The following is a 22932-nucleotide window of genomic DNA, read 5'->3' on the forward strand; positions in this document are numbered from 1 at the left end:
AATGATTTTTACTCCACAAACCCACTAATAATCCTTAGTGCTTTATCGATAGAAGTAATCTTATCAAAGGTAATAATCAGCCTTAGCCCATTGCGGGTTTCCTTTTCATTGAGGTGACATTTATCCGAATTGCGCTGGACAAAGGTAAGCACTCTCTGGAAAGTCCCACTCTGGTAGAACTTACTCTGCTGATCCGCAATAAAGTATCCCAGCATCTTGCCCTGCTTCATCACTAAGCGCTCTATTCCCATCTGAGTAGCCAACCACTTGATACGTACCGAATTGAGCAAATCCCTTGCCTGAGGTGGCAAGGCTCCAAAACGGTCAATAAGGCGATATTCATACTGGGAGAGCTCCTCTTCGTTCTTAAGATTGCTCAGCTCATTATATAGGTTCAGTCGCTCGGTGATGCTATTGATATAATTGTCTGGATAGAGCAACTCAAAATCACTATCCAGCTGTGTATCTGTAATATATACCGCCTGCTGAGCCTCATCGGCATAGAGCTCGGCGAACTCGTTTTCCTTCAGTTCGGTAACGGCTTCTTGGAGAATCTTCTGATAAGCATCAAACCCTATATCGTTGATAAAGCCACTCTGCTCACCCCCAAGCAAGTCTCCAGCTCCACGTATCTCCAGATCCTTCATAGCGATATGGATACCACTCCCCAGATCCGAAAACTGTGCGATAGCCTGCATACGCTTACGAGAATCCTCTGGTAGCTCTGAGAGATTCGGAGTGATAAAGTAGCAAAAAGCCTTCTTATTACTACGCCCTACCCTACCCCGCATCTGGTGCAGGTCAGAGAGCCCAAAGTGCTGTGCATTATGGATAAATATGGTATTGGCATTAGGGACATCCAATCCGCTCTCAATGATAGTGGTTGCCACCAAAATATCATAATCGCCATTGATAAAGGCAAGCATCACTTCTTCCAACTGTTTACCTTCCATCTGACCATGTCCTATCCCTATTTTTGCATCGGGAATCAGTCGCTGAATCATCCCTGCTACTTCCTTGATATTCTCTACCCTATTGTGTATGAAGAACACCTGTCCTCCACGCTGTAACTCATAGGCAATCCCATCGCGGATCACCTCCTCATTGAAGGAGATAATCTGGCTTTCGATAGGATAGCGATTGGGTGGTGGGGTAGTAATCACCGAAAGATCTCGTGCTGCCATGAGACTGAACTGTAAAGTACGCGGAATAGGCGTAGCCGTAAGAGTAAGTACATCGATATTCTCGCGTAACGTCTTGAGCTTGTCCTTGACCGCTACACCGAATTTCTGTTCCTCATCTATAACCAATAACCCTAAGTCCTTATACTTCACTTTTTCATTGACTATTTGATGGGTTCCTATAAGTATATCTACTTTGCCTGAGGCCAGATCGGCAAGTACTTGATTTTTCTCCTTGGCGGTACGGAAACGGTTGAGGTACTCCACCCTTACAGGGAGTTCCTTAAGGCGCTCACAGAAGGTCTGGTAATGCTGAAAAGCTAAGATCGTAGTAGGCACCAGTACAGCTACCTGTTTACCATTGTCCACCGCTTTGAAGGCGGCACGTATGGCCACCTCCGTTTTCCCAAAGCCTACATCACCACAGACGAGCCTATCCATAGGGCGCGCACGCTCCATATCTTGTTTTACCTCGAGTGTTGCCTTACTCTGATCTGGAGTATCCTCATAGATAAAAGAAGCCTCCAATTCTTTCTGCAAATAAGAGTCCGGCGCAAAGGCATACCCCACCGCCTCACGCCGCTTGGCATAGAGCTGAATGAGGTTGAAAGCGATTTGCTTGACCCTTGCCTTGGTCTTCTGTTTGAGTGCTTTCCATGCAGAGCTTCCCAACTTATATAGGCGAGGAGGAGCTCCATCCTTACCATTATATTTGCTAATCTTGTGCAAAGAATGAATGCTTACATACAGTACATCCCTATCTCCATAGATGAGCTTGATCGCCTCTTGCTTTTTGCCTTCTATATCTATTTTCTGTAAGCCTGCATATTTCCCTATTCCATGATCAATATGTGTCACGTAATCACCTATAGTAAGCTGATGGAGTTCCTTGAGCGTAATAGCTTGTTTTTTGGCATAGCCATTGCGAATATTGAACTTGTGATAGCGCTCCAAGATCTGGTGATCTGTATAACAGTTTATCTTATTTGCTGTATCGGTAAATCCCTCTGAGAGAGAAAGTTCCAAGAGCTCGCAAGGCACCTGCTGGTGTAATTCTTCGAAGATATCCAAGAAGCGCTGTGCCTGCTGAGCACTTACACAACAAATATAATTGGTATACCCCTCATTATACTTTTCCTTGAAGTGCTCGATCAGTAATTCGAATCTCTTATTGAACGAAGGCTGAGGTCGCATAGCAAAAGAGACACCTTTGCCCTCCATTTCTTGCGGGTTGTGCGGATTGATCCTTACCACATACCGCTGAACAAAATCCCTAAGTCCTTCTTGTGCATTGCAGAAAAGCTCCTCAGGAGGCAAGTGTGCAATTTCTCCCTTAAGAGTCGCAAAGGCTTCTTGTGCCTTCTGGTACATCTTTTCCCACTTAGGGGCAAAGAGTTCAAAATCTTGTACAAAAATCAATGTCTCTTCAGGCAAGAGAGAGAGGAAAGAGGTACGCTGCTCTCCGGCGACCTTACTCTCTATATTGGGAATAATAACTACCGAGGATACCTGCTGGAGAGAGAGTTGTGTCTCCACATCGAAGGTACGGATACTCTCCACCACATCAGAGAAGAACTCGATACGATAAGGGGTATCATTGGAGAAAGAGAATACATCGACAATGCCTCCTCGTACAGAGAACTCCCCTGGCTCACTGACAAAATCCACCCGCTGGAACTGATACTCAAAAAGTGTCTCATTGAGTATATCCAAAGAGAGATGCTCCCCCCGCTTGAGCGTCAGTGTATTTTTGTCCAACTGCTGGCGAGTGAGTACTTTTTCAAAAAGAGCTTCGCTATAGGAAACCACCACCCTTGCACCTTGTTGGAGTTGGGAGAGTACTTCTGCTCTTAGGAGCACATTGGCATTGTCCGTTTCCTCTGTCTGATAAGGACGGCGGTAACTACTGGGAAAAAAGAGTACCTGCTCCTGCCCTAAGAGGAGCTCCAAATCATTGAGTAAGTAGGCGGCTTGCTCCTTGTCATCTCCTACAAAGAGAAGGGTCTGCCCTGTTCTTTTGAAAATATCGAAAAGAACAAAACTAAGGGAAGAACCTACAAGATTCTCTGCAAAACAAGATGTTTTCCCTTTGATATATTCCGATAACTGATGATAAGGTTTCCCTTCCAAGAAGGAGGAAAGCAGTAGTTCTTTGCTCATTGTCTGTATAGTCCTAATAGTAAGGTTTTAAGGAAAGGCAAAAGTACAACTTTTCTGAAGAATCCCCAAAGAAGAAGAGAGAAAATAGTTTAATTAGGAAAAGGCTACCCTTGTGGGCAGCCTCTTTTATAAAGAAAGACACCAGTTGTAACAGCTATTTCTCTTTGCCTAATCTACCTCTCTTTGTCATTGAGAATTAAGGTTTTTCTTTTGCAAAGCTTCCTTAGGAAGTATGTAGGTATGTCCACTCTTAGGATTCCACTCCTTACCATTAAGCCATGCCTTATAGACTTTTGGAATGCTACAGCACCTGGGCACAGTAATGTATTCTCCTGAGAAAGTCATAGAAATAGGCTCAAAATTAGGAATTTCCAAAGAGAAATTAATAGTACGCTTCCCCAAAACCCTATTCATATCATGCAGAATAGCAAAAGTGAAATGAATAGTATCTTTTATAACCTGAGAGTAAGTGAATTGCTTTTGCTCTATTTTTTCTTTAGCCTCATTCTCTTCATACAAAACAAACTTCTGCAAAGAACCCTCTGGCACTAAAGTCTTATCTATAAGAATAACAGCTTCCTCATTAGGTGAATCGTAACATGTCCAGTCTCGAGGCTGATTCTCTTGTTTGTTTTCTTTGTGACAAGCCCCAAAAGCCAATATCACCACCAATAAATATATTACTTTATTCATAATTCATTTTTTAATATTTTATAATGCTTATATCATATGGGTATCTATCTGAGAAAAGTCTACCTCTCTTTATCACTGAGAATTAAGGTTTTTCTTTTTCAAAGCTTCCTTGGGAAGTATGTAGGTATGTCCACTCTTAGGATCCCACTCCTTACCATTAAGCCATGCCTTATAGACTTGTGGAATGCTACAGCACCTAGGCACAGTAATGTATTCTCCTGAGAAAGTCATAGAAATAGGCTCAAAATTAGGAATTTCCAAAGAGAAATTAATAGTACGCTTTCCCAAAACTCTATCCATATCATGCAGAATAGCAAAAGTGAAATGAATAGTATCTTTTATAACCTGAGAGTAAGTAAATTGCTTTTGCTCTATTTTTTCTTTAGCCTCATTCTCTTCATACAAAACAAACTTCTGCAAAGAACCCTCTGGCACTAAAGTCTTATCTATAAGAATAACAGCATCCTCATTAGGTGAACTGCAACACCTCCAACCTATATCCTTATCTTCTTGTTTCTTTTCTTTGTGACAAGCCCCAAAAGCCAATATCACCACCAATAAATATATTACTTTATTCATGACTCATTTTTTTAATATATATTGTTTATAATGCTTATATCATATGGGTATCTGTCCATCTGTGGATAGTTTCCAAAAGATTCTTTTTCATTTTCATAATAAGGTTTTGGACTATACCACAAATTAGAACCCATTCCCCAGCCCAAGTTATGATGTATCAGAGGAAAATACATAGTGTCATGATAAATTTTCTCCATACAATCTATATAAATAACTTCTTTACTAGTCGCTTTATACTTTCTATACCCATCAATCACCCATGCATGCCCTATTCGAGGTCTATTCTCTTTTGTTTTATCAAATCCTCCTATATACACAGGTCGTTTAGCTAAAAGATCTTTTTCTATATCATACCTATCTGAGAGCGTTGCATGTATATATCCTAATTTTTTAAAAGTCTCACATGCATTTTCATCAGAAGCTCCACTACTTCCACATTTATAGTTCATTTTCAGATATGTTGATTCTCCCAAATCAGCTAATAAATGTTGAACATCTTCTTTTCCTTGAGGACTTAAAGAAGTTATAATAGGATTAGTCGTCATCTGATCCCAATGCATTATCCTACCATTAAATATAGCAGGTCTCTTATAGTAGGCCATAATTTGGCCTACTGCCACAGCCACACAACCTACTGGAGTTTGTCCAGAACTACAATTTCTATACCTAGTAAATAAATTATAGTCACCAAACTGCGCCCATCCAGTTTTTAGTAATACTTCTGTTTCTTCAACAAGTTCCCAATTATTATAAAAAACTTCATAATCAGTTCCTTGAGGGCAATTTGGATCATTAGGATTGTCAGGATCAAATTCATGATATCTTTGATACGATGCTCTTTTAACCACTCTCTTTAAATTGCCCTTATCATCAAAATATTCTTTATACAAGTTTTCTTTTTCTTTTACAGAAAAATCTTTGGTAAACTCTTCCCATGCTTCCTTAACAAGTTTATCCTTTCTTTTATCAAAGATGATCCGGCTTTGTTCTATATAGTTAAGAAGCCTTTCATAAAGAATCTTCTGAACAGGATTTGTAAGAGACTTTTCCCACTTTCCTCTATCACTATAAGCAAATATCCCAGGAACTCGCTTATCAGCTGCTGTAAGAACAAAACCATTGTTATCCTTAAAATTCACAATATACAAATCATTCTCCATAGAAGTATTTTGTGAAATTCTCATAGTAGTGTTAGAAGCCTTTACGGCTTCTATACTCTCTATCTCAAGTGATACAGCCCTTGCAGTAGAATTTACCTTCTGTGTTTCTCTAACAAAACTTAAGACAAGATTTTTTGCTTCCTCCTCAGAAACATTATAGTCCTGAGTAAGAGCAACCCACTTGAGGTTAGGGTTGTTCTGTGTGGCTTGTTGTACCCCCTCAGGGGTAGGCTTAGGAGTAGGTGTTGTAGAAAGCACCTCTCCTTCTCTTTGGCAAGCTATGAATGTCATAGCTACACCCCATAAAAGAAATATCCTTTTCATGATAGTTATAAATTAATTTTTCTCTTTAGATTTGGTCTGACAAAGATACGTTTTTAGTTTCTAAAAAGCAATTATTTTTTTAGTTTTTTTTAGTTTTTACCTCTGCACTCTTCTATAAATCACCCTTGATTTTTTATCTAATTTAAACTAACTATAAATTAGTCGTGTTTTAATATTTTTGTTGGAGATAAAAAGAGAATATCGTATCTTTGTAGCTCTGAAATTATTATTAGATAATTTAGTTATTTTTAGAAACTTATATTTACAAAATATGCAAATATTCAAAACTTCCGTAGCAAGAAAAGTGGCGATGGCACTCTCGGCATTTTTTCTAATCCTTTTCTTAGTGATACACTTGGCTGTAAACTTCATGTCAGTGTTAAGTGAAGGTACTTTTAACATGCTCTCTCATTTCATGGGTACTAATCCATTGATTCAGTTTGCGATGCAACCTGTACTCCTTTTTGGGGTAGTATTCCACTTTGTAATGGGTTTTGTTTTGGAGCTTCAAAACAAGAGAGCACGAGGCAACCAACCTTATTATAGTTACAATGGAGCGGCCAATGCTTCTTGGATGTCCCGCAACATGATCATCACAGGAGTAGTTGTGCTTGGGTTCTTAGCCCTTCACCTTTACGACTTCTGGGCTCCTGAGATGGTTTACAAGTACATTGATTTCAACGAGCCTGATGAGACTCGCTACTATGGCGAACTCATAGAGAAGTTCCACGATCCTATACGTGTAGGTATCTATGTGTTCTGCTTTGTATTCTTGTGCTTGCACCTACTTCACGGATTCCAGTCTGCATTCCAATCCATGGGCTGGAAAGATGACAAGCGTAAAAAATTCATTAGCTGCTTAGGCAAATGGTATTCTTTCCTTATCTGTGGAGGCTTCATTTTTGTAGCCCTTTTCCATTACATTAACTCCTTAATATAAGACATATGAGTACATTAGATTCCAAAATACCTGAAGGTCCACTTGCGGACAAATGGACAAAATATAAAGACCATATCAACCTTGTAAACCCTGCTAACAAGCGTAATATAGATATTATCGTAGTAGGGACAGGGCTTGCAGGAGGCTCTGCTGCAGCTACCCTTGCTGAACTTGGGTACAATGTGAAGGCTTTTGCCTACCAAGATTCTCCTCGCCGTGCACACTCTATTGCGGCTCAAGGAGGTATCAATGCTGCTAAAAACTATATGGGGGATGGCGACTCCAACTATCGCCTTTTCTATGATACTGTAAAGGGAGGTGACTACCGTGCCCGTGAAGCGAATGTATACCGCTTGGCGGAAGTATCTGGAAATATCATTGACCAATGTGTAGCTCAAGGGGTTCCTTTTGCACGTGATTACGGCGGACTCTTAGACAACCGTTCTTTTGGTGGGGTGCTCGTATCACGTACTTTCTATGCCAAAGGACAAACAGGACAACAGCTCCTCTTGGGGGCTTATGCGGCTATGAACCGACAAATAGCTCGTGGTAAGATAGATATGTACAATCGCCATGAAATGATGGATGTGGTTATCGTAGATGGCAAAGCTCGTGGTATCATCGCTCGTAATATGGTTACTGGTGAGATAGAGCGCCACTCGGCTCACGCTGTAGTTATCGCCTCAGGAGGATATGGTAATGTATATTTCCTCTCTACCAATGCAATGGGTTGTAATGCTACTGCCGCTTGGAAAATCCACAAAAAAGGAGCTTTCTTCGCTAACCCTTGTTTTACACAAATCCACCCTACTTGTATCCCTCGTTCTGGAGATTATCAGTCTAAGCTAACCCTTATGTCCGAATCCTTGCGTAATGACGGACGTATCTGGGTACCTAAGAAAATGGAGGATGCTGTAGCTATCCGTGAAAAACGTAAAAAACCTACTGAAATCCCAGAAGAAGACCGCGATTACTACTTGGAACGTCGCTACCCTGCCTTCGGTAACCTTGTCCCTCGTGACGTAGCCTCTCGTGCAGCCAAAGAACGTTGTGATGCCGGCTATGGAGTGAATGAAACTGGAGAAGCTGTATACCTTGATTTTGCTTCTGCTATCGAACGTTATGGTAAAGAGCAATGTAAAATCCATGGGGTAGAACCTACCAAGGAAGAAGTAACTAAGCGCGGCGAGAAAATTATTGAAGCTAAGTATGGTAACCTCTTCCAAATGTATGAGAAAATCGTTGCAGAAAACCCATATAAGACTCCAATGATGATCTACCCTGCTACCCACTACACCATGGGAGGTATTTGGGTAGACTACAACCTGATGACTACAGTACCTGGGCTTTACGCTATTGGAGAAGCTAACTTCTCTGATCATGGTGCCAACCGCTTGGGAGCTTCTGCACTTATGCAAGGATTGGCCGATGGATATTTCGTATTGCCTTATACCATAGGTGATTACCTTGCAGCTGATATCCGTACTGGAAAAATCTCTACCAATACGCCTGAATTCGATGAGGCTGAGCGAGTAGTGAAAGAACGTTTGGCTCACTTTATCAATAACAAAGGAACCCACTCTGTAGATTACTTCCACAAAAAACTTGGTAAAGTAATGTGGGACAAGGTAGGTATGGCGCGTAACGCTGAAGGTCTCAAACAAGCTATCAAAGAGATTCGTGAGATTCGTGAAGAGTTCTGGCGCGATGTGAAAGTACCTGGAGAGCTCACCGGAATGAATGTAGAGCTAGAGAAAGCGAACCGTGTAGCAGACTTCCTCGAACTAGGAGAGCTCTTTGCCAAAGATGCACTTGAGCGTAATGAATCCTGCGGGGGTCACTTCCGTGAAGAATACCAAACACCTGAAGGAGAAGCGCTCCGTGACGATGTAAACTATGCCTATGTAGCCGCTTGGCAGTACACAGGTAATCCTACAGAAGTAGTGAATACCTATAACCCAAGCGAAGAGGTCTTACACAAAGAGCCTTTAGTATTCAAAGATATCGAACTTAAACAACGCAGCTATAAATAACAGGTAAAAGGTAACAGATAACAGGTAATGGTTATTACCTGTTAGCTCTTGCCTATTATCTAATAAAAACTGATTATCATGAACATGAATCTTACCCTTAAAATATGGCGACAAAAAGACGCCAAATCAAAAGGTCAAATGGTAGAATATAAAGTCACTAACATCTCTGACCATATGTCCTTTTTGGAAATGTTGGATATTCTCAACGAACAACTCATAGAAAAAGGAGAAGAGCCTGTAGCTTTTGACCACGACTGCCGTGAAGGTATCTGCGGTATGTGCTCTCTCTTTATCAATGGAGAAGCGCACGGACCAGATCGTGGTATTACTACTTGCCAATTGCATATGCGTATGTTCAAGGATGGTGATACTATCACTATCGAACCATGGCGAGCTACCGCTTTCCCTGTAATCAAAGACCTTATAGTGGATAGAAGCGCTTTCGAGCGTATCCAACAGGCGGGAGGTTACATCTCTGTCAATACTTCTGGAAATACTCAGGATGCCAATGCTATTCCTATTCCTAAGCGTGATGCTGACCGTTCCATGGATGCTGCCGCTTGTATAGGTTGTGGAGCTTGTGTGGCTACTTGTAAGAACTCTTCTGCTATGCTCTTCGTAGCGGCTAAGGTATCTCAGTTCGCCCTACTCCCACAAGGTAGAGTGGAAGCGACCGAACGTGTGCTCAACATGGTCAACCAAATGGAACACGAAGGCTTTGGTAACTGTACCAATACAGGAGCTTGTGAAGTAGAGTGTCCTAAAGGTATTTCTTTGGAAAATATCGCTCGCCTAAACCGCGAATACCTGAAGGCAAGTATTCAATAGGTACGGCTCTCGCACGCGATTATACATAATAAGAAAGCTGCTTCGAAAAGAAAGCAGCTTTCTTATTATATTCTGTGAGTTAATTAACGTATCAGGAATTGTGAGAGTCCGATTCCGACCAAGCAGGATACACCTACCGCAATAAGTCCTGGCACCATAAAACTATGATTGAAGTAGTACTTCCCTATCTTGGTAGTCCCTGTAGGGTCAAAGTTCACTGTGGCAATATCCGAAGGATAATTAGGAATAAAGAAGTAAGCATAAGTAGCAGGCATAATTCCTATAAGCAAAGGCACAGGAAGCCCCATAGTAATGGCCACAGGGAGCATCATCTTGGCTGTAGCCGCCTGACTATTGATCACTATAGAGACCGCAAAAAGAGCAAAGATAAATGTCCATGGATAGGCTTGTACCATAGCAGTAATACCATCTTTGAAATAAGGCATGGCATAGGTAAAGTAAGTATCACTCATCCAAGCAATCCCAAAGATAGCCACACAGGCTACCATTCCTGACTTGAAGACCACTCCTTCGGGAACGAGCTTGACAGAAGTCTTACAGGTGGTAAGAATAATCCCTCCAAAACAGAGCATGACCATTTGGATAATAACTCCCATAGGAACTACCATCTGGGTAGTTACTCCTTCCTTGAGCACCTCAAAAGTACGGATATCCTCATAGAGCGCCAAGACCACAATCAAGACAATAGAAGAAAGGAATATATATACCGCATTCTTAGAGGATTGTGGGATAAAATCATTTAGAGTAGTCTTGGTACTATTGAGAATCTGATCCCTATAGATAGGATCCTGTAATCGGCGTTGGTATTCTGGATCAGCCTCTAATTCCTTGCCACGACGAAGGCTGTAAAAGCACATAGCCATCAATCCTAAAAAAGTAGCAGGCAGAGTTACCGAGAGAATATTGATCAAAGTAAGCGACTCCCCTCCTTGTTGATGAAAGAGATCTAACAACCCTTTGCCCAAATATACGGTAACCACTGCTGAGATAGGACTTGCTGTAAGTGCTAACTGAGAAGCTACAGAAGCGGCCGCCATAGGTCGCTCTGGGCGAATCTTATTCTTCAGTGCAATATCGCCTATAATAGGCATAATAGAGTAAACTGCATGTCCTGTACCAAGCATAAGAGTCAGGGTATAGGTAGCTATAGGTCCTAAAAAGGTAATTTGCTTAGGATTCTTCCTAAGAATCTTCTCAGCTACCTGTAGCATAAACTTTAGCCCCCCAGCGGCCTCCAGTATGGAAGCACAAGTAACTACCGCCAAGATAATGAGCATCACCTCGATAGGAGCAGAAGCAGGAGGCATACGGAAAACAAAAACCTCAATGACAAGTCCTATCCCTGAGATAACACCTAATCCTATTCCCCCATATCGACTCCCTATGTAGAGAATTCCTAAGAGGAAAAGAAACTCAAAGATCAATATATATGTATTCATAGCAATAAAAATTAATTTCTGTTAGAATTTGTTCTATAGCCACCTCTTTGTATCGACATTTCCTTTTCTTATGACTACCAGTAGGTTATCTTTCTTATCTGCCGACAAAGGTAATTATTTTTTGAGAAAAAAAAAGATTTTTGAGAAAAAATTTCATCCTTATGTCCCGCTTATTCTGAGGATTCCCATTTTTCCTCTTCCAGATTGAGTTGTCTCTCGAAGGAGCGTATAAGCTGTTCGTTGATACGAGGATTTTTATTCAGTTCGCTGAGATATTCCCGTTGGTAGCGGAGAATAGCTATGTACTTATCGCGCACCTCTGCTGTAACATTACAATAAGCCGTCTTGAGCTGGAACTCCCATACATCTTTTTGGTTTTGCAAAAGAAAACTATCGGTGATCCCCTCCTTGTAATGATCATTCATATACTCCAAAGCCACCCGAGCCAAGTCCTTACGAATAAGAGTTTCTGCCTCAGTATCTGGGATATGATCATCATAGTCAGGGAAAGTAACCTTTTTGATAAACCAAGGAAGTGTAAGCCCCTGTAGGACAAGAGTTACCAAGATAACAATAAAAGTCATATAGAGAATCAGATTCCGATGAGGGAAGGGAGTACCATCGGCCAATGTTAGCGGAATAGAAAGTGCCACCGCCAAGGAGAGCACTCCACGCATCCCTGCCCAACCCAGCAGTAAGGGTATCCAAACATTGTTATACCTGCGTCCATCAGCGACTTTAATAAAGCGCTTCATTATCTGAGTGGTCACCACAGCAGCATAGGCACAACAGATGCGCACCCCTATAATCACTCCTGCCATCAGTAAGCCATAATAAGTAGCAGTACTAAGAGCCATCCCCTCCTGTTGGAAGCTTGAGAGTACTTGGGGAAGACTCAGTCCTATGAGAGAAAAAGCTAATCCGTTGAGTATAAAAACGATATTATCCCAAACAGCCTCAATCTTATTGCGTGTGGAGGCTGTGAAAATCTCATTGCGATAATAGTGAAGATACACCCCACCTGTCACCACGGAGAGCACCCCTGAAGCATCCACAGCATTGGCCAAGATATACATAACATAGGGAGAAATATAGGTTAGGATAATATCCATATTGGCATCGGTAGGCAGAAGTTTATGGATAGCCCTAAGAAGCCATCCTACAGCCAAGCCTATGGCTATCCCTCCTAAGACAACCCATACGAAGCTCCCCGCCACCTCATACCATACAAACTGACCGGTAGTAACCACAATAGAAGCAAAACGAAAGACTATCAAGGAGGAAGCATCGTTGAGCAAGCTCTCATTCTCCAAAATAGTAGAAAGGCGATGTGGTACCTTGACAAACTTGAGTATGGCCGAGACACTCACCACATCGGTAGAGCCGACCACCCCACCAAAGAGAAAGCCTAAGGCCAAGGAAAATCCTGGCAAGACCATATTGGCCACCCATGCTACCACCGCAGCTGTGATAAAGACGACAATAAAAGCAAAACTAAAGATAATACGTCGCCATTTCCACAACTCCTTAGGAGAGAGTACCCATGAGTCCGCATAGAGCAGTGGTGGTAGGAAGATTAGCAACACCCAATTAGGATCTATAGCCATTGTAGGAAGCTTGGGGATAAAAGCCAAAGCCAACCCTCCAAAGACCAAGAGTATAGGATAGGCCACCCGTATACGATTGGCAAGCATAGTAATCCCTACAATGACAATCAATAATAGTAATAGATAAGGAAAATATTCGACCATTTTTCAGATACTTTTTCAGATGCAAAAATAAAAAAAAATGATGAATACCACATACTATCTAATCTTTTAATGTACTTTTCTTCATTATTTTTTGTAATACAAGAAATATGTATTATTTTTGCACAACGAAAGATAACATGATACTATGCGCTACTTAGGGGCTTATTTTTTCTGCTTTTTATTGTTGGTTGGTTGTTCCTCCAAGGAAGAAGCTACCGATCAAGTGGATTATCTATTGAGTAAAAACCCTTCCCTACTCTTTCAGATACACCACAAGGATCAGTTCGTCAACCAGCTGATTCACAATGATTTTTGGAAAAACTACTTCAAGTATTACCCCAATCAAAATGTGCAAAATCTCCTGCGGTCTCTTCCTGAGGACGATCATATTTGGGTAGCCTATACCCATGATGGGGTATACCTAAGCGCCACTTTAGAAAAGCAAGACAGCCTGAGTGTCTGGAAAAATCTCTCCTCTGGAAAGTTAGATTCGCTAACTGTGGAAAATAAAAAGTGGTATTATATCACAAAAGACAAAGAGATTCTTATCAGTTCCCTCAAGGATATATCCTTCCCTGAAACCCCTGTAGTACGCCAAGAAGCCTTTCACAAAGTAGCCAAGACCATTAGTGGAGAAGTACCTGCCAATATATTCCTCGCTCAGAAGAAGAACAAGGAGTTCATAGGGGGAATCTTTCCTGAACGCATTGTCAAGCATCTGGATGGGTGGACAGCTTGGGATATCTACTTGGAAAAGAACACTCTACGCATGAGTGGTTCCCTACTGCGACCAGCAGATAGCCTTCCACAATTGCCCATAGTACCCTCCCAGAAGAACACCATAGAAACCTATGCTGTTATCCCACAAACGGCTCAAGGGATCAGCTGTTTTTCCTTTGAGGAAAAACTTGTTCCCGAAGAGTTTTATTTCGATTTCCAACAGGATATTTCCTCAGTTACCTTCTTTGACTTCCAGAGAGATTCTATGGCAGTACTCCGCAGCTCCAATCCAGAAGAAACCTTGCGCTACTTCACTATACTCAAGAGCGATACCTTCCAAGGAGAAACCCTTCATCATATAGAAGAATTCTCGGATATACAATCCTTTTTCTCTATCTTCGAGCGGGAATTACAACCTAAGTACCTATACCGAAATGAGGAAAACCTTATCTTTGCTCAAAACAAAGAAGCCCTTGAAGCCCTTATCAACGCTATACAAATGAAGCAGACCCTCTCCCAAGGAAAGTCTTTTGAGGCGCTGCAACAGAAGAGTAGCAGCCAAAACTCTTTCATCACCATAGAAAACCTACAGGAGCAGAAGGATTTTTCAGCTAAGTACGCTTCCTTAGCACAAAGATATGCCTATGCCTCGCTACAGATAAGCCCACAGGACGAGTTCTACCAGCTGACCCTGACCACCACCGCCGATACTGGAGGCTCCTCCACCGCTACAGCTACCTCTTCAGAAGAGAGAGGAATAAGTGAGCGCTTTCTCATCACCTTGGACAAGGAAGCTCTCACCCAGCCCGTCTTCGTTACCAACCATCGTACAGGACAAAAGGAAGTGGTTATACAAGATGCTGACAATCAGCTATACCTTATAGGAAATGATGGAAAAATTCTTTGGAAAAAGCGCCTTGATGCCCCTATTGTAGGAGGAATCCATCAGGTAGATCTTTTCCAAAATGGATTCTTACAAATGGCTTTCAATACGGCTTCTTCCTTCTGGATACTGGATCGCAATGGCAATGTGGTAGCCCCCTTCCCTATGTCATATAAGGAAAAACTACTACCCTTACAAGTGTTTGATTATGAAAGAAATAGAGAATATCGCTTTGTAGTATGTTCCGAGAAGACAATTCGCCTGATCGACAAGCGAGGGGATATAGTAAAAGGGTTTGAGAAAAGTCAAGTGCCTAATGGTCTTGCTCAGACACCCCAACACTTTAGGATAGCTGGAAAAGATTTTATTGTCTTCCCTGAAAAGAATGGTACCCTGAGTATTCTTCACCGCAATGGTACAGTGCGTATTCCTATCTCTCAGAAGTTTGATTTCTCAGACAATCCCATAAGTACCTACAAGGATTTCTTTTGCTTCACCACCAAAGCAGGCAAATTATTTTTTGTAGATACTAACGGAGGGGTACGTTCAGAATCTATAGGGGAAGGTAATTTTAGCTTTGATTGCCAAAGAGATATAAAAGTACTCCTACATAACAATATCCTGACCATCAACCAAACAAAAGTAGAACTCCCCTATGCTGACTACTCAGGGGCTAAGCTTCATTGGGAGGATAGAAATCCTGTTATTTCTGTCTTTGATCGCGAGAATAGTCGTCTTTATCTGTTAAATACACAGGGAGAAATCTACTCACAGTTTCCTGTCTTTTCTCTTTCCCAAGCTGATGTAACTCAGGACAAAGGAAAACTTCTATTGGCCTTTCTCAAGGAAAAGAATGTGCTCTGTGTAAGTGAGCAATAGAAAGGAGATAAGTTTTATTTCACGCGTGCTATTGAGATACCATCGCGAATAGGAAGCAAGACAGTTTCCAAGCGGAGATCTGTAGCCAACCGCTGGTTATACTCCATAAGGATTTGGGTATGTTTGTCGCTTTCCTTGAGAGGTTCTACGACCTTTCCACTCCAGAGAACATTGTCGGAGAGAATCACTCCTCCATGGCTCATTTTAGGCAAAACAGCCTCTAAGTAATTGAGATAATTCTTCTTATCTGCATCTATAAAAGCTATATCAATCCCTGTCTCAAGGGTAGGAATCACCTCAAGGGCAGGTGCAAAGTGCTGTACAATCTGCTCTCTATAAGGACTTTGTGCAAAATATTTGTTCTGTATCTCTTCCAGTTCTTCATTGACCTCAATGGTATGTAGCACCCCTTCTGGGGCAAGACCTTCGGCTAAGCAAAGGGTAGCATATCCTGTAAAAGTACCTATTTCCAATATATATTTAGGTCTTATGAGTTTGGAGAGAAGACTCAAAAACCTACCTTGTAGGTGTCCACTAAGCATGCGAGGCTGTAGTACCCGAAGGTGGGTTTCTCGATTAAGAGCCCTCAGTAGCGCAGGCTCTTCTTGACTATGAGTATTGGCATAGTTTTCTAAGTCTTCTGAAAGAAAATGCATATAACTAAAGCGTTTAAAATAAAAAAAGAGGCTATTCAAAAAGTCTTTGTAGGCTAATCGTCATTAATAGGCAAATTACTATTAATGAGCGAATTGCTATTAATGGGCGAATTGCTATTAATGGGCGAATTGCAATTCGCCCCTACAAAGCACAATGTATAACTTTTTGAATAACCTCTTATGATTAATTGAATATCACTACTGGATAATAGTCATTTCATCTACTATATGTTTAGCTCCTCCAAAAGTATCTATGCACCAGAGGACATAGCGGATATCCACTACAATAGTCCTTTGGAGTTTTTTATCGAAGATAACATCTCCAGCCATAGCTTCTATATTCCCATCGAAAGCCAAACCTATGAGTTCTCCCTTACCATTCATTACAGGAGAACCAGAGTTTCCTCCTGTGATGTCATTGTTAGTAAGGAAGCATACATGCATAGTACCATCTTTGTCAAGATAACGACCAAAATCTTTCTTTTCATACATTTCAACAAACTTCTTAGGCATATCGAATTCGGCATCCCCAGGTTTGTATTTTTCGAGCATGGTTTTGAAAGTAGTATAATAGTTTCTCTTCACATCATGATTACGCTTATCCTTAGGAAGTGATTTCACACTTCCATAAGTAAGGCGAAGGGTAGAGTTAGCATCTGGATAGAGTATTAGGCTCACTTTAGAATCACGCATTCCCTTTACATATTTGCGGAAAGCCTTTTCATAACCATCCTTCAAGGCTTCTGATTGAGAGTTGTAATACTTGTCAATCATCACACGAGCTATCTGAGCGATAGGGTCGCTCTGTAGTGCATCGGAAGAAGGATTGTTCATGAAGTTTTCGAAATTCTCTTTGGTAGTAAAGATACTACGAGCAAATACCTCAGCGGCGAACTTCCTGAAATCTCCATTGTATTGACTTTTTATCTGGGCTATTTCTTGAGGAATATCAGTAGCCTTATCAGCATATAGCTTAAGGTTGTCTGCGAAAAGGTCAATTTCGGCAGGTAGGTAAGACTCACTATAATAAGCATCCAATTCCTTAGCAATGCGTTCTCTGATCTGTTGTTTTTCTTGGTCAGAAGAAGAATTAAGATAGGTATTGAGTTGTTTTACATATCCATTGGCTTGGGGTACAATACGGCTTGCTCTGAAGAAAAGCAACAAGTAATTATGATTAGCTGCTTCTTGATTGGTTTTTTCGAAATAAGTAGCTAAGTCACTCAACACATTACCATATTCTGCCTTATTTTCAGGCTTATTAGCCCAGACAGCGAATTTCTTTTCTGCAGCACGCTTAAGATCAGCTGTCTTGTGAGCTGTGAGGGCATCGATCATACCCTGTCTGTTTTTCCAATAGTTAGCTAAACTGGCATAGCGTGAAGCATATTTTAGGCGTACTGCTTTGTCCTTATCCATATGAGCTTTCATCGCATCCATAGCTGTTTTGGAAGCCTCTACCCAAGCAGGATAGCCATATTTCACCTGTTGATCCACCCAATGAGAAGATACCCAACGGTTGGTACGACCAGGATAACCTAATATCATCGCAAAATCATTCTCTTGTACTCCTTTGAGGGTTACATTGAGATATTTTTTTGCTTTCATAGGAATATTGTTAGGAGAATAAGGTGCAGGGTTACCATCCTTATCTGTATATACGCGGAATACAGAGAAGTCACCTGTATGGCGAGGCCATTCCCAGTTGTCTGTATCACCACCGAATTTTCCTACATTTTCAGGAGGAGTCCCTACAAAACGAACATCCTTGAAGTCCTGATATACGAAGTAGTAGTACTCATTACCTTGGAAGAAAGGACGTACAGAAACTACATACTTACCCCCTTCGCTATTTTCTTTTTGGATTTTCTCCATTTCTCGATTAAGGGCATCCTGACGTTCTTTTTCGCTCATAGAAGAATTCACTACAGAGAGCATACGGTCTGTTACATTGTCCATACGTACAAAGAAACGCACATAGAGGCTCTTGGGAGGAAGCTCCTGAGATCTGTCTTTTGCCCAATAACCATCCTTTAGATAGTTATGCTCTGGAGTAGAAAGCCCTGCTATGGCACCATAGCCACAGTGGTGATTGGTAATTACCAGCCCATCGGGAGAGATGATACTGGCTGTACATCCTCCATTGAACTGTACAATAGCATTTTTGAGGCTATTGTTGTTGATACTGTAGATCTCCTCAGCGGTAAGCTGTAGACCTTTTTTCTGCATGTCGCGTTCGTTCAAACGCTTGATGAACATCAGAAACCACATCCCCTCATCTGCCCTTATTACACTGGGTAACAACAAGAAGAAAGAGGTTACTAAGGAAAAAATAAGTTTTCTCATCTGAATTTTTTTATGTGTTTATTTTGAAGGTCAAAATTAGTAAAAAAAATGGAGTATAATCGTTAATTAAATGTTATTTTTATCTATAAATATTAAAAAACACCTTAAACCAAAATTTTTTCTTGTGAATACTTTATCATTACAAAAGAAGTTTATATATTTGCGTTTGGAAAAAGCAGAAAAAAAATGGGATTATTAGATTTATTTAAGAAAAAAAAGTTTGACGAAACAGATTTAAAATCAATAACTTACAAAAGATATTGGTTAGATCCTATTTCTACTATCCTCATTCCTACCGATTGGGAAGTGAGCAATACTGACCGTTTTTTAGCAAAATCTGCCGATGATAGAGCCAATCTCACCGTGATGAGTTCTGAAGAACCTATCAAGGGAGAGATTACCAAAGACTTTTTCGAGAAGCTTAAGGGAGACTTTTTTAAGGAATATGAAAGAGATGGTTTCACGGCTCTGGATGAAACTACCTCCAATGAGCGCTATATAAGCAAAACCTTTCAAACTTATGACGAGGTAGAATACCACTTCACTTGTGCCAAAAAGATTGATGACAAGGCAATTATCACTGAGCTTATCCTACGCCACAAAGAACCTTATAGCCTCGAAATGAGAGAGTTGGTGGACAAAATAGGAATGAGTATACAGTATGTAGCTGACTTCACCCGCCTTTTTGCCGAACGCTTAATTACCAAAAATCCCAATGTACAAGTAAGGAAAACCAAAGGATTAGAGATAGAGTGGATGCTCAAGAGTGAACCAGGACAACTCATCACCAGCTTCTTGGACAATGCCTATGCTGAGTACATGCATCGTAGTGACTTCTACCTAAGTGAAATCATAGAGAAGTATGCCAGCTCCATCCTTGAGACTATTCCTAAGGAAAAACCCAAGCCCAAACCACAACCGCAACCTACAGCTAAGCCACAGCCTGAAAAACCTAAACAAGAACCACCTAAGGTTATCACCCCTGAACCACCTAAGGAGGAACCTATAATTATAGCTACTCCACCTCCTGTAGAAAAAGTAAAAGAAGAACCTAAAAAAGAAGAGGTTACAGCAAAAGCAGAGCCTATCATAGAACTTTCTGGAGGTATAGAGAGTGTTGCAAAAGAACCTGTTACCCCACAAAAACCTACAGACAAGGAGGAGATTGTAAAAGAAGAAAAAGAACCACAGAACACTCAAGAAAAAACACAAGAAATGCCTGCCATGAAAGAGACCCCTGAATCTATGGCTAAAAAGGCAGAAGGTCCCATTTTCCCTGATATAAGCAAATTTGTCCCTCAAGCGAAAGTTGAGGAAGAAAAAACAATTACAAAAGAAGAAACTCCTATCGATATCAGTGAGTCACTCAAGGATATCCTCGATGTAGCTATCAACTTAGATACTACCCAAGAGACTCCTGCTGCTATGACCACACCAGAGCCTATAGCTCCCGCAGCTCCTATAGTAGAGACTCCTGCAACTCCTGTAGAGCCCCCTGTGGCTACTGTAGAGGAGCCTCATGAAGAGCCTCTTATGGATGAAAATGCTACAGAGGTAGTCTCTGGCAATATCATCATCAAGAAGGAAGAGATCTTCCCACTGGTGAGAACCACCTCTTTTATCAACGATCTAAAGAGAGAACTCCCTGACCTACTCTATGAAAATATCAATAGTGAGCTTGGAGTAATCTACTTGGTACGCAACGAGAAAGTAAGTCTGACCACTGAAGACCTCAAGAACCTAAGGCTTGACCGATTAGCCCTCAGGTCCTTGGCTGTAAAGAATCTCATAGAACAGGTAGAGGTAGGGGTAGAGGAAGAAGGCAGTCGCTACACTATCGTAGCAGATGGTAAGTTCGAAGCCAGCTTCTTGGTAGTCTCTGAACTTTGGTCAAAGGACAATATCCCTGTAGAAGGGACTATTACCATAGGAGTGCCTTCGAACAATGTATTGCTCATCACCGGTAGTGGGAACGCTGCTGATATGAACTGGATACGCCATCGTGTGGCTCAGGCTTATGTGGAGAGTAACATCCCTATCTCAGACAAACTTTTTGAGATAAAAGGAAATACACTTATCCCTTTGGAATTCTAAAAGACTTATGAAAAAACTATTTTTTATTTTCTTACTCATAGGATCCTCTTGTGCTCTGTGGAGTCAAGAGGATAATGGCAATATCCTATTACCTAAGAACCAGAAAAATCAAAATCCTTTTGGAGGTTTTACCTTCGGAGGAAATATAGGTGCTTCTTTTGGTGATAATGTATGGGGTGTATCCCTCTCCCCTCGTATAGGATACAAGCTTACAGACGACTTAGAATTGGCTTTTTCCGTAAACTATAACTGGCAGAAGACAAGCTATAGCCAATATAACTTTTTAGGCTTAGGCCCCGCTGTGAACTACTATTTCTTTCGTTCTGCCTATGTACATGCCTCCTACCAACATTATTTCATCAAACAAAAATTTGACAGACAAGAATCCTATCGTACAGAAGAAGATGCCCTATACTTAGGAGGTGGCTATATGCAACCCTTAGGAGGGAATGCTTACCTACAAATGGGCTTCTCTTACAATGTATTATACAAAAAAGATAAGAGTATTTTCTCTTCTGGATTCTCCCCCTCTGTAGGGGTTGTTATTGGTCTGTAACCCTTAGCTTAGAAAGACGAATGGATTGGATATATGATATTTTCGAATTCTCCAAAAAATACCCCATGGACTTCACTCAGATGAGTTTCTGGATATTTTTTGTTATCATATATATAGGTTTCGCTCTGGTATACAAACGTATCTTTATCCGAAATTTGTTTTTGTTCTTTGTTAGCTGCTTTTTCTATTACAAAACCAGCGGACTATTCGTACTTCTACTGATATTCAGCACTATAACCGATTTCTATTTTGGCAAACAAATAGATAAGAGTGAGAATGAATCCAAGCGGAAATTCTTCGTTACCCTCAGTGTCGTTCTGAACCTTACTGTGCTGAGTTACTTCAAGTATGCTTATTTCTTTACCGATACCTACAATACCATTTTCCACACCGATCACAAGGTATTCAACTATTTAGCTTATTGGGGAAATGGATTTTCCTCCAAGGGTGCTTTCTCTGTAGATGAGATTGTGCTTCCTGTAGGTATTTCCTTCTATACTTTCCAGACCATTAGCTATACAGTGGATATCTATAGGCGAAAACTCAAGTCCTTGGATTCCATTTTGGATTTTGGTTTCTATGTCACCTTCTTTCCTCAGTTAGTAGCGGGACCTATTGTCCGTGCAGAAGAGTTTGTCCCTCAGATACTTCGCCCTACAGAAATCACAGCACAGGACTTCAACCGAGGCACTTACTTTATCTTTAAGGGACTGATTAAGAAAATGCTTTTTGCCAACTTTATCGCTGTAGAGTTTTTGGATAGAGTTTTTGAGATGCCCACCATGTATTCAGGATTTACGAACCTTATGGCCTTGGTAGGTTACTCTCTACAAGTATATGGAGATTTTGCAGGCTATACGGATATAGCTATAGGGCTTGCCCTGCTGATGGGCTTTGAACTCCCTCGCAACTTCAATTCCCCTTATAAGGCTATCAATACAGGAGACTTCTGGAAGCGCTGGCATATCTCCCTTTCCACATGGCTTAAGGACTACCTATATATCCCCTTGGGAGGAAACCGTACAGGCTCATGGGCATCGGTGGCCATTGCTTTGGTCTTTGTCGTGGTAGCCCTCATTGGAGTAGGTAATCCCTATTTCTCATTGATTATAGGCTTTTTGCTCTTAGGAGGCACCTTATTAGCAATGAAAAGCACTCGCTTTCAGCACTATATCACTACCAATATCAACCTAATGCTCACCATGCTCTTAGGAGGACTCTGGCATGGTGCCTCGTGGAAATATATCCTATGGGGAGGGATCAATGGCTTAGGTATTGTCTTCTACAAACTCTGGCGCAAGGTAAGTCCTTATGAGCATTCCACCCATTGGCTGGCGCACTTCTGGAAGGTGTTCTCTACCTTCCTCTTTATCGTCTTTGTTCGTCTCTACTTCCGTGGAGAAGACATGGAGCGTATCAACCAATGGTATGGACAAGTATGGAATAATATGGACTGGGCAAGCAGTGGGCAAGTATTATGGTACTTCAGAGAAGCCTTCTTGGTGATGATCTTAGGCTATACTGTACATTGGCTTCCTCAGTCACTCAAGGACAAGGTAGAGCAGGCCTATTACCGCAGTGATCTTTGGGTAAAAGTCCTTGTGATGGTCGTGGTAGCCGTAATCTGTTATCAGACTTTCTCCAATGATGCTCCTGCCTTCATCTATTTCCAATTCTAAGACAGACAAA

15 protein-coding genes are annotated in these 22932 nt (G+C 41.2%); 7 read left to right on the forward strand and 8 right to left on the reverse strand.

From position 1 onward, the window contains the following. Window positions 1-8: 8 nt before the first annotated feature. From mfd to CAPGI0001_RS01005, 4 genes are all read right to left on the reverse strand, one after another. The gene (mfd, locus tag CAPGI0001_RS00990; RefSeq protein WP_002665803.1) at window positions 9-3341 is read right to left on the reverse strand and encodes a transcription-repair coupling factor; all 3333 of its coding nucleotides are present in this window, start codon (window positions 3339-3341) and stop codon (window positions 9-11) included. A 186-nt stretch (window positions 3342-3527) separates the two neighbouring features. After that, window positions 3528-4034 carry a hypothetical protein gene (locus tag CAPGI0001_RS00995; protein WP_002665917.1) on the reverse strand — a complete coding sequence of 169 codons (507 nt, stop codon included), beginning with the start codon at window positions 4032-4034 and terminating at the stop codon, window positions 3528-3530. A gap of 72 nt (window positions 4035-4106) precedes the next feature. Continuing rightward, the gene (locus CAPGI0001_RS01000) at window positions 4107-4613 is read right to left on the reverse strand and encodes a hypothetical protein (protein WP_002665733.1); all 507 of its coding nucleotides are present in this window, start codon (window positions 4611-4613) and stop codon (window positions 4107-4109) included. 11 nt (window positions 4614-4624) lie between these two features. Then, a complete protein-coding gene (locus CAPGI0001_RS01005; protein ID WP_002665628.1) occupies window positions 4625-6097 on the reverse strand; it encodes a C10 family peptidase in 1473 nt (490 codons plus the stop codon). A 271-nt stretch (window positions 6098-6368) separates the two neighbouring features. Between CAPGI0001_RS01005 and CAPGI0001_RS01010 the strand changes: the two genes are divergently transcribed. The 3 genes from CAPGI0001_RS01010 to CAPGI0001_RS01020 all read left to right on the forward strand — a co-directional run bounded on the left by CAPGI0001_RS01010 (window position 6369) and on the right by CAPGI0001_RS01020 (window position 9898). Beyond that, window positions 6369-7037: a succinate dehydrogenase cytochrome b subunit gene (locus tag CAPGI0001_RS01010; protein WP_040359237.1), complete on the forward strand. Its 669-nt coding sequence runs from the start codon at window positions 6369-6371 to the stop codon at window positions 7035-7037. Window positions 7038-7042: 5 nt separating this feature from the next. Further along, window positions 7043-9070: a fumarate reductase/succinate dehydrogenase flavoprotein subunit gene (locus tag CAPGI0001_RS01015; RefSeq protein ID WP_002665838.1), complete on the forward strand. Its 2028-nt coding sequence runs from the start codon at window positions 7043-7045 to the stop codon at window positions 9068-9070. Between the two features lie 75 nt (window positions 9071-9145). After that, the gene (locus tag CAPGI0001_RS01020) at window positions 9146-9898 is read left to right on the forward strand and encodes a succinate dehydrogenase/fumarate reductase iron-sulfur subunit (protein WP_155813414.1); all 753 of its coding nucleotides are present in this window, start codon (window positions 9146-9148) and stop codon (window positions 9896-9898) included. A gap of 83 nt (window positions 9899-9981) precedes the next feature. Here CAPGI0001_RS01020 and CAPGI0001_RS01025 read toward each other — a convergent pair whose 3' ends face one another. Both CAPGI0001_RS01025 and CAPGI0001_RS01030 read right to left on the reverse strand, forming a co-directional pair. After that, the gene (locus tag CAPGI0001_RS01025; protein WP_002665921.1) at window positions 9982-11358 is read right to left on the reverse strand and encodes an anaerobic C4-dicarboxylate transporter; all 1377 of its coding nucleotides are present in this window, start codon (window positions 11356-11358) and stop codon (window positions 9982-9984) included. 170 nt (window positions 11359-11528) lie between these two features. Beyond that, window positions 11529-13109 carry a Na+/H+ antiporter gene (locus CAPGI0001_RS01030; protein ID WP_002665753.1) on the reverse strand — a complete coding sequence of 527 codons (1581 nt, stop codon included), beginning with the start codon at window positions 13107-13109 and terminating at the stop codon, window positions 11529-11531. A 145-nt stretch (window positions 13110-13254) separates the two neighbouring features. Between CAPGI0001_RS01030 and CAPGI0001_RS01035 the strand changes: the two genes are divergently transcribed. Next, the gene (locus CAPGI0001_RS01035) at window positions 13255-15591 is read left to right on the forward strand and encodes a hypothetical protein (protein ID WP_002665793.1); all 2337 of its coding nucleotides are present in this window, start codon (window positions 13255-13257) and stop codon (window positions 15589-15591) included. Between the two features lie 14 nt (window positions 15592-15605). Here CAPGI0001_RS01035 and CAPGI0001_RS01040 read toward each other — a convergent pair whose 3' ends face one another. After that, entirely contained in the window at window positions 15606-16247 is a 642-nt protein-coding gene (locus tag CAPGI0001_RS01040; protein WP_002665926.1) for an O-methyltransferase, read from the reverse strand. 198 nt (window positions 16248-16445) lie between these two features. Then, window positions 16446-18593 (reverse strand): S46 family peptidase, encoded by a 2148-nt coding sequence (locus CAPGI0001_RS01045; RefSeq protein WP_002665659.1) that lies wholly within the window; start codon window positions 18591-18593, stop codon window positions 16446-16448. 186 nt (window positions 18594-18779) lie between these two features. Between CAPGI0001_RS01045 and CAPGI0001_RS01050 the strand changes: the two genes are divergently transcribed. Genes CAPGI0001_RS01050 through CAPGI0001_RS01060 form a run of 3 tightly spaced genes read left to right on the forward strand, consistent with a single transcriptional unit; the run spans window position 18780 to window position 22922 of the window. Beyond that, window positions 18780-20687 (forward strand): DUF1444 family protein, encoded by a 1908-nt coding sequence (locus CAPGI0001_RS01050; protein ID WP_002665701.1) that lies wholly within the window; start codon window positions 18780-18782, stop codon window positions 20685-20687. Between the two features lie 7 nt (window positions 20688-20694). Continuing rightward, on the forward strand, window positions 20695-21243 hold the full coding sequence (locus CAPGI0001_RS01055) for a hypothetical protein (protein ID WP_002665725.1): 549 nt from the start codon (window positions 20695-20697) through the stop codon (window positions 21241-21243). A 20-nt stretch (window positions 21244-21263) separates the two neighbouring features. Beyond that, complete coding sequence (locus CAPGI0001_RS01060) at window positions 21264-22922, forward strand: MBOAT family O-acyltransferase (protein WP_002665658.1); 1659 nt, start codon at window positions 21264-21266, stop codon at window positions 22920-22922. Window positions 22923-22932: the final 10 nt, after the last annotated feature.

The organism is Capnocytophaga gingivalis ATCC 33624 (assembly GCF_000174755.1).
In the GTDB taxonomy this organism is placed as follows: domain Bacteria; phylum Bacteroidota; class Bacteroidia; order Flavobacteriales; family Flavobacteriaceae; genus Capnocytophaga; species Capnocytophaga gingivalis.